Annotated in this window: 10 protein-coding genes; 5 read left to right on the forward strand and 5 right to left on the reverse strand. The window is 42.5% G+C overall.

Annotation, left to right across the window (positions count from 1 at the left end; genetic code table 11):
• From AX660_RS16875 to AX660_RS16885, 3 genes are all read right to left on the reverse strand, one after another.
• Nucleotides 1-1,141, reverse strand: a 1,141-nt coding sequence (locus tag AX660_RS16875; protein ID WP_157884353.1) for a sulfatase-like hydrolase/transferase, incomplete at its 3' end; no start/stop codon positions are given.
• The gene (locus tag AX660_RS16880) at nucleotides 1,138-2,307 is read right to left on the reverse strand and encodes an AGE family epimerase/isomerase (protein WP_068379300.1); all 1,170 of its coding nucleotides are present in this window, start codon (nucleotides 2,305-2,307) and stop codon (nucleotides 1,138-1,140) included. The genes AX660_RS16875 and AX660_RS16880, both read right to left, overlap by 4 nt.
• 110 nt (nucleotides 2,308-2,417) lie before the next feature.
• Complete coding sequence (locus tag AX660_RS16885) at nucleotides 2,418-3,413, reverse strand: LacI family DNA-binding transcriptional regulator (RefSeq protein ID WP_068379303.1); 996 nt, start codon at nucleotides 3,411-3,413, stop codon at nucleotides 2,418-2,420.
• 195 nt (nucleotides 3,414-3,608) lie between these two features.
• Between AX660_RS16885 and AX660_RS16890 the strand changes: the two genes are divergently transcribed.
• The 4 genes from AX660_RS16890 (at nucleotide 3,609) to AX660_RS16905 (ending at nucleotide 9,494) form a co-directional block, all read left to right on the forward strand.
• Nucleotides 3,609-5,441 (forward strand): sodium:solute symporter family protein, encoded by a 1,833-nt coding sequence (locus tag AX660_RS16890; RefSeq protein WP_068379306.1) that lies wholly within the window; start codon nucleotides 3,609-3,611, stop codon nucleotides 5,439-5,441.
• 164 nt (nucleotides 5,442-5,605) lie between these two features.
• Nucleotides 5,606-6,799 carry a glycoside hydrolase family 130 protein gene (locus AX660_RS16895; RefSeq protein ID WP_068379978.1) on the forward strand — a complete coding sequence of 398 codons (1,194 nt, stop codon included), beginning with the start codon at nucleotides 5,606-5,608 and terminating at the stop codon, nucleotides 6,797-6,799.
• A gap of 6 nt (nucleotides 6,800-6,805) precedes the next feature.
• Nucleotides 6,806-8,044, forward strand: coding sequence for an AGE family epimerase/isomerase (locus AX660_RS16900; RefSeq protein ID WP_068379309.1), 1,239 nt, complete (start codon nucleotides 6,806-6,808; stop codon nucleotides 8,042-8,044).
• On the forward strand, nucleotides 8,028-9,494 hold the full coding sequence (locus tag AX660_RS16905) for a glycoside hydrolase 5 family protein (protein WP_068379312.1): 1,467 nt from the start codon (nucleotides 8,028-8,030) through the stop codon (nucleotides 9,492-9,494). The genes AX660_RS16900 and AX660_RS16905 overlap by 17 nt, the downstream gene beginning before the upstream one ends.
• 79 nt (nucleotides 9,495-9,573) lie before the next feature.
• Here AX660_RS16905 and AX660_RS16910 read toward each other — a convergent pair whose 3' ends face one another.
• The gene (locus tag AX660_RS16910; RefSeq protein ID WP_068379315.1) at nucleotides 9,574-10,410 is read right to left on the reverse strand and encodes a class I SAM-dependent DNA methyltransferase; all 837 of its coding nucleotides are present in this window, start codon (nucleotides 10,408-10,410) and stop codon (nucleotides 9,574-9,576) included.
• 111 nt (nucleotides 10,411-10,521) lie between these two features.
• On the opposite strand from AX660_RS16910, the gene AX660_RS16915 reads away from it, so the two are divergent.
• Nucleotides 10,522-11,043 (forward strand): DUF1993 family protein, encoded by a 522-nt coding sequence (locus tag AX660_RS16915; protein ID WP_082768974.1) that lies wholly within the window; start codon nucleotides 10,522-10,524, stop codon nucleotides 11,041-11,043.
• A 68-nt stretch (nucleotides 11,044-11,111) separates the two neighbouring features.
• Here AX660_RS16915 and AX660_RS16920 read toward each other — a convergent pair.
• Nucleotides 11,112-12,499, reverse strand: a 1,388-nt coding sequence (locus AX660_RS16920) for a TonB-dependent receptor domain-containing protein (protein WP_131811827.1), incomplete at its 5' end; no start/stop codon positions are given.

Consider the following 12,499-nt stretch of genomic DNA (forward strand, 5'->3'; position numbering starts at 1 on the left):
GTAAGTCGTGGCTGGCAATTAGGTGCCGACGAGGGTTAGTTCCCTCTGTATTGCCTTGCAAATAATCAACAAAAGACTGGCCATCGAGTGGCAAATTGTTTGCCGGAACTTGAGTGCCAGTGAGCGCTAAAATGGTAGGTAGGATGTCTGTGACTTCCACATAACGGGTGACACTATGCTGTTTTTTAGTATTAGCTAAACGCACAAATAACGGTGATTTAACCCCATTTTGCCAGGTTTGCCCTTTGTTGCCTTTGAGTTGACTTGGATTGCGACTTTGCCATTCTTGTTTGGTCAGCGCGCCCAAATTACTGGAATCCCACCATGGGCCGTTATCACTCATAAAAATAACAATGGTATTGTTGTTTAAGCCTGTTTGCTCAAGATAGCTAAGTAAACGGCCAATATGGTAGTCCATCTCACTTACCATAGCGTAAAGGTTGGCCATGGCGGGGCGCATACCTTGAGCTAAATAAGGCTCAACAAATTCTTCAGGCGCTAACCAAGGTTCGTGAGGGGCTAAAAAACTGAGATAAGCAAAAAAGGGTTGTTTTTGGCTGCTTTTGTCTTGAATAAATTCGATAGCGTAGTCTGTAATAACTTGTGAAACCCACGCTTGATGCTCGACTCTTACACCGTTTAACCAACCGGTATTGGCCTGATGTTGGTATAATTCAGCATAATAGGCCTCATCAAAACCGCGCTCCCAGGGCATATAACCTGGGGATTTACCTAAATGCCATTTACCCCAAGTCGCAGTAGCATAACCTTGTTGTTTTAGCATTTGCGGTAGCAGCGTTTCGTCACGATTTAAATAATCCCGCCCACCATGCACGCCCGATACACCAGTACGATAAAACTGTCGCCCGGTTAACAAGGATGCCCTTGTCGTGGAACAGACTGGTGATACGGCAAAATCGCTGAACGTCACTGATTGTTGCGCCAGTTTATCTAAATTGGGGGTGGTCACTGTGGTATTGCCATTGATTGCTAAGTCATCAAAACCCAGATCATCGGCACTGATTAAGATGATATTGGGTGGCTGTTTTGTTGTGGATGCTAAGGTTGAAGTGTTAGTCAACAGCGTAAAAAATACCAATACAAAACCTAGTATTGCTTGTACATAAGCTGGATATCTCATAAAAAGAGTGCTTTATATTTATTGGCTTCCACGCCCATTACCGCAAAATGATAAAGCGTACTGGCTGGTGCGTGATCTGCCACTACAGTATTGTCTGGTGCTATCTGATCAATATAACTGCCCTTGATGGTGGGATGTTGATAAAAATCAAACAGCAATTGTATGCCAAGCGCAGCTTTATCTTCATAAAATTGACGTTGTGCTGGGCTACATACCGTTGCCTGTGCCAGACTGGCTTTGACCAGTTCGGTCAAGGGCCAACAACGTTTGGTACCCTTGATAATAGTGCCTTGTGTGTCGACTACATCATAAATCAGTTGGCTGAGTGGATCGCAGCCGATGGTTAAGGCTTTTTGATATAAAGCATCACAATAATGGCCAACAGGAGTGGCTGTGAGTCGCTCGTACCAGCGCAGTAACCACACCCATTCAAACATGTGTCCCGGCTCTACACTTTCACCCGCTTGTCCCTCGGCTAGTTGCCAGTTGGCGTCAAAATGTTCGTGTAATACGTGAGTCTTGGGATTGAAAAAATACTGTTCAAACAAGCTAAATATTTGCCCGGCTTTTGCCAGCCACTTACCATCGCGAGTTACTTCGTAGCCGGTCATAAAAGCCTCAAACAGGTGCATGTGCGGATTTTGTCGTCTATGTGGGGTAGAGTAATTACCCTCTAACCAGCCCGCTGAGCCATTTTTAAAATGTACGTCCATATACCATAACAAGGCATTGGCTTCATCCAGTGCCTGCTTATCATTAAAAGTAGAAAAACGATGAAAACAAGCCAGAAAATAAAAAGCAAAATCATAACTATCGAGTTTGGGGCCGACTATTTGATTATCTGGTGTCAGCAATTGGACATATCCTATGGCTGTAGGACTTATTCGTCCATGAGAGTGCATAAACGCTACGATGCGGCTAACAATAGGCAAACTATTATTCAGCCATTGCTGCTGCTGTGCGGCACAAAACACCATTATTTGCCGTGCTTGTACTCTAACACGTTGATTTGCTGCTAAATCGGGCTGGCCATTAAATAACATTTGTTCGTAGACGGCACCGTTGTGGGGGTTTATACCACTCGTAGTCCAATAGGGTAAGGCGTCATGTTTGAGCCAGTCAGTTAATTGATTAATGCACAAATGTAATTGAAGTGAGCTAGACATATTATTTATAAAAACGAAATCATACTCAAAATGTAACCCGTTACATTTTAAAGAGCAAGCAAAAAATATGGGTTTGAGCTAAAACCATAACAACATAAAGCTAGCTATATTTAAGCACGTGGTGGAGCCGTACTTTGACGAATAATAAACTCAATGGGCAAGACATATTCGGTTTGCGTGGGTTGTTGTTCATCTAACAATTGAAACAACAAGTCAGCTGAACGTTCACCAATTTTTTCAGCGGGCTGGGCAACAGTGGTAAGGGGCGGATCACAATAACGTGAGACATCCAAGTCATCAAAACCTGTGATAGAAATATCTTGGGGTAGGCGTAAACCCTTAGATTTAAGGCCTTTCATGGCACCTATAGCCATTTCGTCATTCATACAAAATAGAGCAGTAGGGATGTCACTCATTCGGCTAAAGTGCTCACTAGCTTGCAAACCAGACCACAAAGTGAAGTCACCTTCTGCCAGTAAACTTTGATCAAAGGCAATATTAGCTTCGGCCAAGGCTTGTTTGTAACCTTTTAATCTGTCGATAGTATGGGGGTTGCGTTGTAAGCCTGTGATCACACCGATACGTTTATGCCCCAATGAAATCAAATACTTAACCACTTCTTTAGCCGCGCCAACGTTATCAATGCGTACCGTAGGATAGGGGGTGTTTTCACAGCCACTGGCATTGACCGCTGGTACTCTAGCGATGGGTAACAAAGAGTCATTTTCGCTGTAAGGACGTAGCTGAATAATTCCATCGGCTTGGCGAGTTTCGACCAAGTTGATGTATTGTTTTTCGAGGGCTTTGGAGTCACGAGTATCACCTAATAATACGCTGAAGCCCTTTTTCTGCGCGACACTTTCAATGCCGCTGATGACTTTGGCAAAAAACAAGTTGGCAATATCTGGTACTAAAATCACGATGGCATTGGCTTGTTTATTACGAAACTTTTGCGACAGCATATTAGGCCGGTACTGCAACAGTTCGATGGCATCGTGAACTTTTTTAAGGCTTTCAGGAGTGACTTTTTCTGGCGCACTTAAGGCTCTAGAAACCGTCGCTATAGACAGTCCCGCTTCTTTAGATACATCTCTGATGGTTGACATTGCAGCGCTCCTAAAGCGGATAAAATTATCATTCTGATGAAACATTTTACATTAGTTTAAACATATCCTCAGCTACATCAATAAAAACAGCTTGATAACCGGTTACATTTGCGCAACAATTACTAACATCTTGAGTAACCGGTTACATTTAACGTGTCACTGGTGAAATAAAGCAAAATTACAAAAGTGGTGTAAATGAATTTATCGCTGTTAGATCTCGGCATTATTGTTGCCTATTTAGTTTTGTCTTTGGGAATTGGATTTTGGATATCCAAACGTGCCAGTCGTAATATCGAAGGCTATTTTCTTGGTGGAAAAGAGCTTAAGTGGTACTACCTTGGTTTATCTAATGCCTCGGGCATGTTTGATATCAGCGGTACCATGTGGATGGTGTATTTGCTGTTTATCTATGGTTTAAAAAGTATTTTTATTCCGTGGTTATGGCCGGCCTTTAATCAAATTTTTATGTTGGTATTTTTATCCATTTGGCTGCGCCGTTCGGGTGTTATGACCGGGGCCGAGTGGATACGTTTTCGCTTTGGCGACAGTCAGGGCGCTAAACTCAGCCATATTATAGTGGTGGTGTTTGCCTTGGTGAATGTCTTGGGTTTTCTGGCCTATAGCTTCATTGGTATAGGCAAGTTTTCGGCGGGTTTTATGCCTTGGCAATTGTCTAGCGACCCACATTTAAACGAAGTTTATTACGGATTAATTCTGACCTTTATCACCATGTTGTATGTGGTAAAAGGTGGCATGTACAGTGTGGTGATCACCGAGGTTGTACAGTTTTTTATCATGACTATCGCTTGTGTTGCCATTGGTATAATCGCTATGCAGCAGGTTTCGCCAGAAATGTTAGCCAAAGCCGTACCACAGGGCTGGGATGAAATTCAATTTGGCTGGACGTTGAATTTAGATTGGAGCGCCATATTACCCGCTGCCAATAGCAAAATCGCCGAAGATGGTTATTCAATGTTTAGTATCTTTATGATGTTGGTGATTTTTAAAGGCGTATTGCAAAGCATGGCAGGGCCTGCGCCTAACTATGACATGCAGCGTGTATTGTCTGCTCGTTCGCCCACAGACGCAGCAAAAATGAGTTGGTTTGTTAGTGTCGTACTGCTTATCCCTCGTTACATGATGATTACGGGTCTGGCCATACTCGCCTTAGTGTTTTTTAACGACGAGTTAAACGGTATGGGTCCTGATGTGGATTTTGAACAAATTCTGCCCTTTGCCTTAGCTAATTATGTACCTTCTGGCTTGTTGGGATTAGTGCTGGCGGGGTTGTTGGCAACCTTTATGTCGACCTTTGCCGCCACCACCAATGCTGCTCCGGCCTATGTGGTGAATGATATATATAAACGCTACATCAATCCCAATGCCCCTGACAAAACCTATGTCTATCTGAGTTATATCATCTCTATTGTATTTGTCGTTTTAGGCACGGCTATTGGTTTGTTTATTCCTACACTTAATGGCTTGATCATGTGGATAGTATCAGCGCTATACGGTGGTTATACCGCGGCTAACGTGCTTAAGTGGTATTGGTGGCGCTTTAACGGTTATGGTTATTTTTACGGTATGTTAACCGGCATTGTTGCGGCTATTCCTCTGATGTTTACGGATGTCTCGCCACTAAATGCTTTTCCTGCCCTGTTTTTATTGTGTTTAATCGGTTGTGTTTTAGGAACCCTGTTAACACCAGCAGATGATATGCAAGTACTGAAGAATTTTTACTTAAAAACCCGCCCGTGGGGGTGGTGGCAGCCGGTGTTACTCGAAATTCAAAAAGAACACCCTAACGTCCGTGCCAATACATATTTTAAGCGAGATATGGCCAACGTAGTGGTAGGTATTATTTGGCATAGCGGCTTAATAGCAGCACCGATATTTTTAGTTATTCAACAGTTTATACCCATGACTATCGCCTTAGCTGTGGTGATCGTATGTTCAGTGTTTTTGAAGGTTTTTTGGTGGAATACGCTTGAGGACTATCCTGCTGATATGCCTGCTAAGCTTGTTTGAGCAGGATATTAATCTGCACAAAAATGTGTCAGCGTGCTGAATTAAGTATAAAAAAGGCAGGTTCAATACTTGTTTTAGTAACCGGTTTCACCACTAGTTTGTGCTATATTGCGCAGCAAAGGTCGAAGCCCGCATTTAAATTATTTAGAAGAGAAGATTTTTATATGAGTTTTACGCAAAAAGTTGAAAAATTGTGTTCTGACTATGAATTACTGATTAGCTTAAAAAATGCGCCCACCGCACAATCCAACGGTATTTATCAACGTTGGCAACTGCCTATTGTCACGGCAGAACATACTCCGGTCTTTTGGCGTTATGATTTGAATGAGGCAAGCAATCCCTTTTTGCAAGAACGTATCGGTATTAACGCCACCTTTAATTCTGGGGCGATATATCTGGATGGTAAATATTTGTTAGTGGTGAGAGTTGAAGGCAATGATCGCAAATCTTTTTTTGCCGTGGCACAAAGTGATAACGGCGTAGATAACTTCCGCTTCTGGGATTATCCAGTGACTATGCCGGAAACTGACCAGCCTGATACCAATGTCTACGATATGCGTGTAGTGCAACATGCCGACGGTTATATCTATGGCCTGTTTTGTACTGAGCGTAAAGATCTTACTCGTCCTGAGGATTTATCCGCGGCAACCGCCCAATGTGGAATCGCCCGTACTAAAGATCTTGTGACTTGGGAGCGTTTACCCGACTTAATTACTTACTCTGGTCAGCAACGAAACGTGGTATTACACCCTGAGTTTGTTGATGGCAAATATGCCTTGTATACCCGCCCACAAGACGGTTTTATCAGTGTGGGGGCGGGTGGCGGCATCGGCTGGGGCTTGTGTGATTCAATGGAAAAAGCCGAGATAAAACAAGAAACCATTGTTGACGGTAAGGCCTATCACACCATTAAAGAAGTTAAAAATGGTCAAGGTCCAGCACCAATTAAAACCGCCAATGGCTGGTTACATTTGGCCCATGGAGTACGAAATACTGCTGCAGGTTTACGTTATGTACTGTATGTATTTATGACAGATCTAGTTGAACCATGGCGGGTAACTCACAAGCCGGGCGGTCATTTTATCGCACCACAAGGTAGCGAGCGAGTAGGTGATGTATCCAATGTGACTTTTGCTAATGGTTGGATAGTGAATGAAAACAATGAAGTGTTTATTTATTACGCTTCATCAGATACCCGCATGCACGTGGCCACAACCACCATCGAACAACTAGTTGATTATGCCTTAAATACACCAGAAGACGGTCTACGTTCGGCCACTTCGGTGAATACGCTTAAACAGTTGATTGATAAAAATATGGCGTTCTTTTCAAAAACAGCATCCAAGACAAAAGGGTAGTCAGACATGCAAGCAGTAAAGGCTTTTGGCATACTGGATAAAGGTTTATTAGACAGAGAGTGCCATAAAATTGCCAAGTGGTGGATAGCTCATAGTGTTGATCCTCTGCACGGTGGTTTTTATGGCGAGATAGACGCAAAAGCCAATCCTGTGATCATTGCCAATAAGGGCATAGTACTGAATACCCGTATATTGTGGTTTTTTAGTGAAGCTGCTCATACGTATAACAATGCAGGATATCGTGAGTATGCCACTCGCGCCTTTGACTATTTGTTGGACTATTTTGACGACAAACAATATGGCGGTGTGCTGTGGGAGCTGGATTATCAAGGTAAGGCTATCAGCGGTAAAAAACAAACTTATGCCCAAGCTTTTGCTATTTATGCACTGTGTGCCTATTACCAACTGACTGGCGACAAAAGGGCTTTGGCTAAGGCTGGTGACTACTTTGAGTTGTTAGAAAAAAACGCCATTGATCCACAATTTGGTGGCTACTTTGAAGCTTTTTCACAAAATTGGCAGCCCTTAGATGACATGCGTTTAAGTGATAAAGATCTCAATTATCCCAAAAGTATGAATACCCATTTACATGTTATCGAAGCCTACACCAGTCTTTATCACATCAGTGGCGATGCTAGAGTTGGCAAGGCTTTAACATCCTTACTTAGGGTGTTTGATCAGCATATTATTCTCAAACCGAGTTTACATTTGAGTTTGTTTCAAAGTGCCGATTGGCAGGATCAGTCTCCTGCGTTTTCCTATGGTCATGACATCGAATGCAGTTGGTTGTTATGGGAAGCCCTTGAAGTATTAAACCAGCCAGCATTAAGCCAGCAATATAAAAATGTGGTGCTGAGCATGGCAGAAGTCTGTTTGGCACAAGCGCTTGGCCAACATGGGCAAGTTTGTGATCAATATACCTTTGCCGATGAACATACTCATCAAGAAAGCTTTTGGTGGGTGCAGGCTGAAGCCTTAGTAGGTTTTTTACAAGCTTATCAAATTGGAGGTGATGAAAAATTCAAAGTTGCCGCTGAAAACATCTGGCAGTTTATTCAGCAACAACACATTGATCGTGAATACGGTGAGTGGCATTGGTTAGCGTTGTGTGATCAAGACAATGTCGATCACAATTACAAAGCCGGATTTTGGAAAGGTCCCTACCATAACGGACGTGCCATGATGGTGGCCGCACGTTTGTTGCAGTCTTTGGAAAAGGAACTTGAGCATGAAGTGGCTAAATAACACCTTACTATTGTGTTTGTTTAGCGCTCAAACTCTGGCTTTTGAACATTTTATTAGTCGTAAGGGCGCTCAGTTGTTTGATGGTGAGCACGAATTTAGGTTTGCTGGTTTACATGCTCCCGAACTCCATCGTATAGAAAATGATGCTAAAGGAGTATGTGCTGCCGATCCTCGTGGTTGGGGGCAATATTTTCAATGGCCAACAGCCGACGAACAAGAAAACTGGATCAAGGCTTTAACTCGTTCTGGTCATAAGGCCATGCGAATCTATGTACTGTCGGTGGCGCAAGAATCAGACGAGGCCTGTGGCCGTGAAACCCATATCTTAGCGCCCTTAACTAAAGGTGGTATGCCACGTTTAAATGAAACAGCCATGGTGGTTTATGACCGCATGATCATGTTGGCAGACAAACACGGATTAAGGCTCATATTACCTTTTATTGATCACTGGCAATGGTGGGGCGGGCGAGAGCAATTAGCGGCTTTTTATGATGAAAACCAAGAGGCATTTTACGATATAAATAGTAAAACCTATCAAGCCTACCAGAGCATAATAAAACAAGTTATAAGTCGTAAAAACACCCTGACAGGGCGTTATTATTATGACGAAAAAGCCCTTATGGCCTGGGAAACAGGCAATGAATTAAAAGACACTAATCAAGCGTTTTTAGAAAACACGGTAGCGTTAATCGACCAGCTAGCCCCTCAGCAATTAGTCGTAGATGGTAATTATTTGGAATTGAAAGAGTATTCCATTACCAATCCTCATGTAGACATTATTTCTAACCATTTTTACACCACTAATAACAACAACAAACCTGAAACTATTCAACAAGATTTACAGCAAATAGCCGGGCGTAAGGCTTATTTGGTGGGGGAATTTGGTTTAACTGATGCAAGTATTCTAAATAACATTATGCAAACTGCGGTGCATCATGAGTATCAAGGAGCACAAGCGGTAGGCGCCTTTATCTGGGGTTTTCGTGGTCATAGACACAATGGCGGCTTTTACTTTCATAAAGAATACACCGGACATTACAGTTACCATTTACCGGGTTTTGTGGATGCAGAAGAAAATCAGGAGTTAGCCGTAGTGGATTTAGTGCGTTTGGCACAAGCGCAAATGCGTGGCTTGACTAAAGCTCCTGCATTGCCAGTTCCGGAGGCGCCAGTTTTAAGACCGATCAACTCTTTGTACAATATTCAATGGTTAGGTGCACCTTTAGGTCAGTCCTATAGAATTGAGCGCAGTATAAAAGCTGAAGGGCCATGGCAAGTGATAGGCGATAATATATCCGATGGTAAACAAGCCTTTGATCCAGCCAAAGACAGCTTATTTGCCGATAAAAGCAGTTTGCAAACAGGCCAGAGTTATTATTACCGAGTTATTGCTTTGAATGTGAGTGGTGAATCAGCTCCGTCGAATATTCAGTCTTTTAAATTTGAGTAAGTGGCAGTACTAAAATCGCTCTACATTTTTTGCTTTTGCTTTTGCTTTTGCTCGAAACTCGAAGCTCATAGGCTTAGGTTTATTTTTTTACACAAACAAATATCGCATTACCTGACGTTTGGTTCCAAGGGATGATTTTGTCATAGTCGTGTTCAAACATCTGCACTTCAAAATAGGGGCTTAATAGTTGTCGTAACTGTTCAAAATTGAGCGCCACCATGGGATGGTGATCTTGCCATGTTTGGCTTGTTTGTTGAGGAGCTTGTTGATTAGTTTCTTGATTATTGAGAGAGCTGGTTTTTTCAATACTGAGTAACAAGGATTGTTTATCGCCAGTACCAGGGTAGTGCCAGGCTGAGGTGAAAACAAAATGGCTATTGTCTTGCTCCGCAGTGTGTCTTTCAAACACCTTGTTATCGATTAAATCTTTGTTTACTGCGTTAAAACAAAAAATTCCATCGAGTTTTAAGGCGCGATGTACGCTGGCAAAACAGTCTTGCAGTTTAGCTAAGTCCGCACAGTAATGTAGCGAATATAAAAAACATGAAATGATATCGACTGGTTCACTTAGGCTAAATTTAGTCATATCACCGAGCATAAAATATGCTTCAGGGCAGCGCTGCTGGGCAATATCCAGCATGGGTTGATTGATATCCAAACCACTGCTTTGATAGCCATTATCAATGAAATATCTAACATGAGGACCTGTACCACAAGCTAAATCAAGATGCTGTTTGCCACCATTGCCAAAAAACTGATGCAGGCGCTGTACATGTTGGCTTTGAGCTTGATAATTGATGTCACTGCACATCAAGTCATAATAGCCCGACAAGTCAGTATATAAAGCGTTAGCTGAGCTAGGGGTTGTATTGGTATTCGTCACGGTATTTAGCTGATAAAAATTAACGGCGCGCATAATATATCAGAGGCTTATTTAAGCGAAGTTGTTTAGTCACATTAACGACAAAATGTGGATACAATTCAGAAATCATTATCAGAGATTTTGTTTGTTCAGTAAGGAAGATATGTGAATAGTGTCGTGAGTTATTGTCATCTCAGTATTTTTACAGATTACTTAAGCCAGTTGAGTCACTTGCTGGATAAGATTGAGTGTAATCAACGGGATGATACAAACATTCTTGAGGCTCGTTTGGTGGCTGATATGTTGCCTCTTGGTGCTCAGGTTGAAATTGCCGCGAGTTTTGCTTTACGTGCCTCTTGTCCTATTGCGCAGGTCGAGATGTTATCTTTTGCTAAAAGTGAACGTAGTTTTGCCTCGTTACAAAGTCAGTTACAACAAACAATTGGATTTTTGAAAGAGTTAATGGGTAAAAATACCGTCCAATTTGTGGGCGAGATTAGTGATATGGCTGGGCCGGTTAAAGTTACTATGCCGGCGGATGAGTTTTTACAGCGTTTTGCATTGCCTAATTTTTTCTTTCATATCAGCATGGTATACGCTATTGCCAGAATGCGAGGTATCCCAGTCAGTAAGGGGGATTTTGACGGGATTCATCAGTATGCGATGGGATTTTCCTTTGAAAAATGACGGATTTTGCGATGTAAAAAAATAGAGTCGGCATAGCCGACTCTATTTAACAAGGTAGAGTATTGACGTTAAAAACGTTTTTTGATGGTTACACCCATGGTTCTAGGTTCGGCCATATAGGCATTTAATTTACCATCTTGCAGTGGTGTATTGAAGTTGGTGCGGTTGACATATTCTTCATCTAAGGCGTTTCTTGCCCAGAAGATCAGATCCATATCCATATCAGTGAAGTTCATGAAAAATCTAAAGTTCAACAAGTTATAGCTATCTTGTACGGCATAAGGATCATTACTTCCGTCAAGAATGATGTCGCTGGTATAGGTATATTCACCTTGCACATAGGCATAAATGTTATCAGCCAGATCGATATCCTGCTTCAACGAAAGTACGAGGTAGTTTTCTGGTTCACCGCCGGGTCTGTCACCTGAACGGTCACAGAAACGATCTGTTGGATTTTGTCTGCCTGGGTCATCAACACCAGTATGCCATGTGTAAGCTACCCAACAGTTACCACGTTCAAAGGTTTTGTATTCTGCTTTAACCATTGCATAGGCTAGATTGACTTCTAGGCTGTCAGTGGCTAACCAAGTGGCTTCTAACTCAAGGCCTTTGATCCCATAATCTCCGGCATTTTGTAGGTTAAAACCGTTGCCGGTGAAGGTGTTGGCTTGAAAATCATTAACAGTAGTGTAATGAGTGGCGGCATTGATCCGCAGATTTTGATCTGGGAAATCCTTTTTCAAACCAATTTCAAAGGCTTGTGAGGTTTCAGCGTCAAATAAAGGGTTAAATCCTGCTGCAATCCTGTCGGTATTGGTACCACCTGATTTATAACCTTCGCCATAGGATACATACCACAAGGTATCACGATCAGGTTGATAACTGAGTTTGATGGTGCCAGTAATTTGGTCGTCTTTAAGTGACTCAATAATATCAGGGCGGTCGGAGGTGGTTGCACCCAAGGCTTTAAATGCCCAGCCAGGAGTTTGGAAGGGTAATAATGCCGCTGCAGCTGTTGCAGAAAACGGATCTATTTGTCCTGCACCTATGCCTTGTAAAATAGCGCCAGCATATCCCGCCCCGTAAATTAATGAACCTGGAGTAGGTGCTGCTGGATCTCCCACTGAAGAAAAATCGGTAGGGTAAGTTGTGCCACCCGCTAAGTTTTCACTAAATACGGTAGAAAGATCTTTTTTCTCGTCGGTATAACGTATACCTGCGGTTAAGGTCAGTTCATCAGTCAATTTATAGTCAAACTGACCAAATAAGGCATAACTTTTATGCTGTTGTTTGGCGATGTGATCAAAGCCTGTGCCGGCTGGAGCGGCTTCAGCAGCTGGAGCAATTAGGCCCCCTGTAGCTGCACTAAGCCCATTAATTCCTGCAAGTAGGGGATCTAGTGCACCACCAAAACGAGCCATTACAAAGGGGTTAAAAAAGTTGTCGGTATATAGGC

This window comes from Paraglaciecola hydrolytica (assembly GCF_001565895.1).
In the GTDB taxonomy this organism is placed as follows: Bacteria; Pseudomonadota; Gammaproteobacteria; order Enterobacterales; family Alteromonadaceae; genus Paraglaciecola; species Paraglaciecola hydrolytica.

Coding starts and splice junctions, on each gene's coding strand:
- AX660_RS16895 (WP_068379978.1), top strand. CDS start 5,606: ATGAGTTTTACGCAAAAAGTTGAAAAATTGTGTTCTGACTATGAATTA.
- AX660_RS16900 (WP_068379309.1), top strand. CDS start 6,806: ATGCAAGCAGTAAAGGCTTTTGGCATACTGGATAAAGGTTTATTAGAC.
- AX660_RS16910 (WP_068379315.1), bottom strand. CDS start 10,410: ATGCGCGCCGTTAATTTTTATCAGCTAAATACCGTGACGAATACCAAT.
- AX660_RS16885 (WP_068379303.1), bottom strand. CDS start 3,413: ATGTCAACCATCAGAGATGTATCTAAAGAAGCGGGACTGTCTATAGCG.
- AX660_RS16905 (WP_068379312.1), top strand. CDS start 8,028: ATGAAGTGGCTAAATAACACCTTACTATTGTGTTTGTTTAGCGCTCAA.
- AX660_RS16890 (WP_068379306.1), top strand. CDS start 3,609: ATGAATTTATCGCTGTTAGATCTCGGCATTATTGTTGCCTATTTAGTT.
- AX660_RS16880 (WP_068379300.1), bottom strand. CDS start 2,307: ATGTCTAGCTCACTTCAATTACATTTGTGCATTAATCAATTAACTGAC.